We start from the raw sequence: 3,681 nt of genomic DNA on the forward strand, positions 1-3,681 counted from the left end.
CTGGAGCCCATCGGAAACATCCCGCCGGCCGAAGCCGAGCAACGCTACTACGCCATGCTGGAACAATCGGCCATGGCGGCATAACTTAAACCAAATGGCCTCCGGCAAACCCGAGGCGGTTCAACTTGACCAATACACGTCCCTTTAGAACTCGGCGTGGGACTATCAAGTGAGCACCTTGAAAGAGGCGTTATTACCTCGCGGATGCCGCTGATATCTGGCTCCGGGCGGGCGATGTGAAATCGGTTGCCGAAGGCGCTTGCGAACTGTGAATCGACTATGGCCGCGCGGTATCGCCTTCTTGGTTCAGCAGGGCAGCCCCATGGGTCTCCCGCGCTGCGGCAAAACCAGGATAGTAGGACCGCCAAGCATCGGACAAAGGAGTTTTTGATATGCCCCCTAATGCATCCAACTTCTACTTCAGAACTAGCTGCAGATGCCGGATCAACAGGCCGCCTATCCAAAAACCAGCGCTTGTGCGCGATGATCGTTCGTGCATTAGCCAAGGCTCGGGGAGCTTCGAAGTTCTCGCGCTAGACTGGACTGAGCCGCGAAGCGATCTACAAGACGTCTGGTGTGGGCGGTACTCCAACGCTCGAGCTGAGCAACACGAAGGACGTTCTTGGTCACAAGCTAAGCAGTGAATTGTAGGTTTCGACGGCATTTGGCCAACGAGCGGGCGGCGCGCTGCTGCCGAAGGCACGGAAGCGCGCTTGACAGGAGACTCCGGCTCTCACGCGGGCATCGGCAGTTTCCGATAGAGATCCCAAACCTCGACCAAAGATCGATGCGCCACGACGGCGCGACCATTTGGCTGGCACCGGTGAGGCAGGAGAACGCTGGACTGTCCAAGCCGACTCGACCGACTTCGATATCGCATTCGTCCGCATCTGAATGGTGGGCGTCGCTTGTTTCGACTTACTTCCGTGGCGGTTTCACCGACGTCTTGATCAGCAACCCTCGTACGCGCATGTCTTCATGTCTAGGTGCCGAAGATAATCAGTCCGGATTGATTCTCGCGAATCTCAACCACACAAGCGCGCACTGCAAGCTCTGTACCTTACCGCCGGATCCAGTCGTAACCAAGGCGCCCCGACGCACTAGACCGGGAGTGGAAGTGCGTCGGGTCCGCCCCAACATCATCAGTACATCCGTGATGACACTCTCGAGAATGAAACAAGCGGCGTGGCGGAATTGAGGCTCAGCCCCTCATTGCCGTGCGCTATTAAGTTATTTCATGCGCGGCACCAAAGCAGACTTGAATCGAACGTTGCGTCATGTTGTAGAATGGAGCTTGGTGCTTCGGCGCGGCGGAGGCTGCGACCGAATTTGCATGCGCCAGAAGAACGGCGATGAAGTCCCCGTCGGTGACATCAGTCATCCCAGCAGCCTCCCGAGCCTTCTTCGCTTCCATTGCGAGGGCTTAGCTGCACTCGGGCGCCAACCGTTGGATCCACCTGGTCCTCGATCTGCTCATTCATTGGCCTCGCTCCCGTTCCTGGCGCAACGCCTCAGCCTTCCGGAGAGCCCCCGCATCTTTCCGCTACCTTCTATTGAACGCGTTGGCGAGCTTCTTCATCAAGGGCGCGTCGCAGAATCGCGAGGCGAACTCTCGTGATTACAGTTCGGACAATGGCGACTCGACTCGTGCACGGCGCCGGCCTACGTTTTCAAAGTCATGAACTCTCCCGCACCACGTTGTTCTTATGCAGCCGGAATTAACCTGATCCGGCCAGCTCGCCCCGTCTGGATTTTGACGTTCTGGTCTCGAAGGCTGTGAGCGTCCCCAGCAGCGTTTCCACTAAAACCGGCCCAGAAACGCACCGAGATCGGTCCGGACAGGTCCGACTGTTGAATGCAGCTTACAAGTCCTTGGAGAGCAATCATTTTGAGTGCCGGAGAACGATACAGCTCGAAACGCCCAGGTGCCAAGCATGTCAACGATCCTATGCGGCTCAGGGGTCGATAAGCAGAACGGCACACTGGCCAATTACAGCCACGTGATCATCTCTTCTCTCCTCAAAAAATGAACATCACTTATTGAAATTTGCATGAACGATCGCTATCGCTCCCGCCGTCAGCTACTGCTCTGTGCCGGCAGGGTAAGGAACGCATGGCTCAAGCGGCTCGATTGACATAGCGCAAAGACACTGGAGAGCGCAGCGATCAGGATAAGTCTTCCAGCAGCAAGGGACTGTAACGTTGCAAACTTCACTCCTGAAAAAGTACTGCGATCCCCGCTTACCTTGGTACACCATCTATCCAACTGTACCGGAGTTCTCCGAGGCGGTCGGCGCGAACGCATATGAAACATGGCTGAGCCGCCTGCCGCCGAACGAGCCCGTGTCGCTCTATCTCCACGTTCCGTTTTGTCGCTCGATCTGCTGGTATTGCGGCTTTCCTACAGCCTTCACCCGCCGCGATGCGCCCATTCTCAGCTATCTGGAGGTGCTGCGAAAGGAGATCCGCCTGGTTGCTGAGAAAGCGCCGCAAGAGCTCCCTGTGAGTGACGTGCACTTCGGCGGCGGAACGCCGACTCTAATCGAGCCCGCGGAGTTCCTGGCCTTGATGGCACACTTGCGCCGCTGCTTTGCGTTCAAGAAAACGGCAACGCTCGCTATCGAGATCGACCCACGCACGTTCACGGCCCGGATGGCCGACGCCTTAGGAGCAGCCGGAGTGAACCGCGCGAGCCTCGGCGTGCAAAGCTTCGATCCTATTGTTCAAGCATCGATCAACCGGAATCAGACTGAGGCGCAGACGACGATGGCCGTCGAAAACCTGCGCCAGCATGGAATAAGTAGCATCAACTTCGACCTCATCTTCGGCCTTCCAAACCAGACGGTGCAGTCCTGCGTGCAGAGCGCGACCATGGCAGTGGCCATGCGACCCAACCGGCTTGCGGTTTTCGGCTATGCGCACGTTCCTTCGTATATGAGGCGTCAGCGTATGATCGATGAGACGACGCTGCCGGACTATCCTGCTCGCGCTGAACAGGCTTCGGCTATGGCCGATATTTTGGCCGCCGCCGGCTACCGTCAAATTGGGATGGACCATTTCGCCTTGCCGGATGACGAGCTCGCGCTGGCGCAAAAAGCTGGTTGCTTGCGACGTAACTCCTTGGGTTACTCGGCTGACACTTGTGAAACGGTGATCGGCTTCGGCACGTCGGCCATCGGACGCCTCAGTGACGGTTATGTCCAGAACGAGGTCGCAACGAACGCATATAGCGGGCGCATCAACGCCGGCCGTCTGCCGACGTCGAAAGGCTATCGCCTCAGCGACGAAGACCGTCTGCGCGCCGCAATTATCGAGCGCCTGATGTGCGATTTGGAGGTCGATGTGCCGGCAATCTGTACCGCTTACGGATTTGATCCCATTCCTTTTCTCAATTCAGCTGAACGTTTGCCAATGCTCGCCGAGGACGGAATCGTGGACATCCACAATGGAACAATCCGCGTAAAGCGGGAGCACCGATTTGTTGTTCGCGCTGTTGCCGCCGCATTCGACGCTTATCTTGACCGCTCACCCTATTAGCACAGCGAGCCCTAAACCTCACAAAAGCGTTTTGACTTGATCTTCCCCCGAAAAAATGGACAGGGTTAAGCTGCTTTTAGCTCCATCTCGATCGGGCTGATAAAGCCGATGGCGGAGTGACGACGAGTTCGATTGTAGAAGCCT

Annotated in this window: 2 protein-coding genes; one reads left to right on the plus strand and one right to left on the minus strand. The window is 57.1% G+C overall.

The annotated features are described in order from the left end of the window. Positions 1-1,225 precede the first annotated feature (1,225 nt). Positions 1,226-1,381 (minus strand): hypothetical protein, encoded by a 156-nt coding sequence (locus AC630_RS45450; protein ID WP_167561224.1) that lies wholly within the window; start codon positions 1,379-1,381, stop codon positions 1,226-1,228. Between the two features lie 821 nt (positions 1,382-2,202). On the opposite strand from AC630_RS45450, the gene hemN reads away from it, so the two are divergent. After that, positions 2,203-3,537, plus strand: a complete 1,335-nt coding sequence (hemN, locus tag AC630_RS16595) for an oxygen-independent coproporphyrinogen III oxidase (RefSeq protein ID WP_074119583.1) — start codon at positions 2,203-2,205, stop codon at positions 3,535-3,537. The last annotated feature ends 144 nt before the right edge of the window (positions 3,538-3,681 follow it).

The sequence above is a fragment of the Bradyrhizobium sp. AS23.2 genome (assembly GCF_001908185.1).
Lineage (GTDB): Bacteria > Pseudomonadota > Alphaproteobacteria > Rhizobiales > Xanthobacteraceae > Bradyrhizobium.

What these genes read in the sequence shown, in the direction of transcription:
- AC630_RS45450 (WP_167561224.1), bottom strand. Translation starts at nt 1,381, where the DNA reads ATGACTGATGTCACCGACGGGGACTTCATCGCCGTTCTTCTGGCGCAT.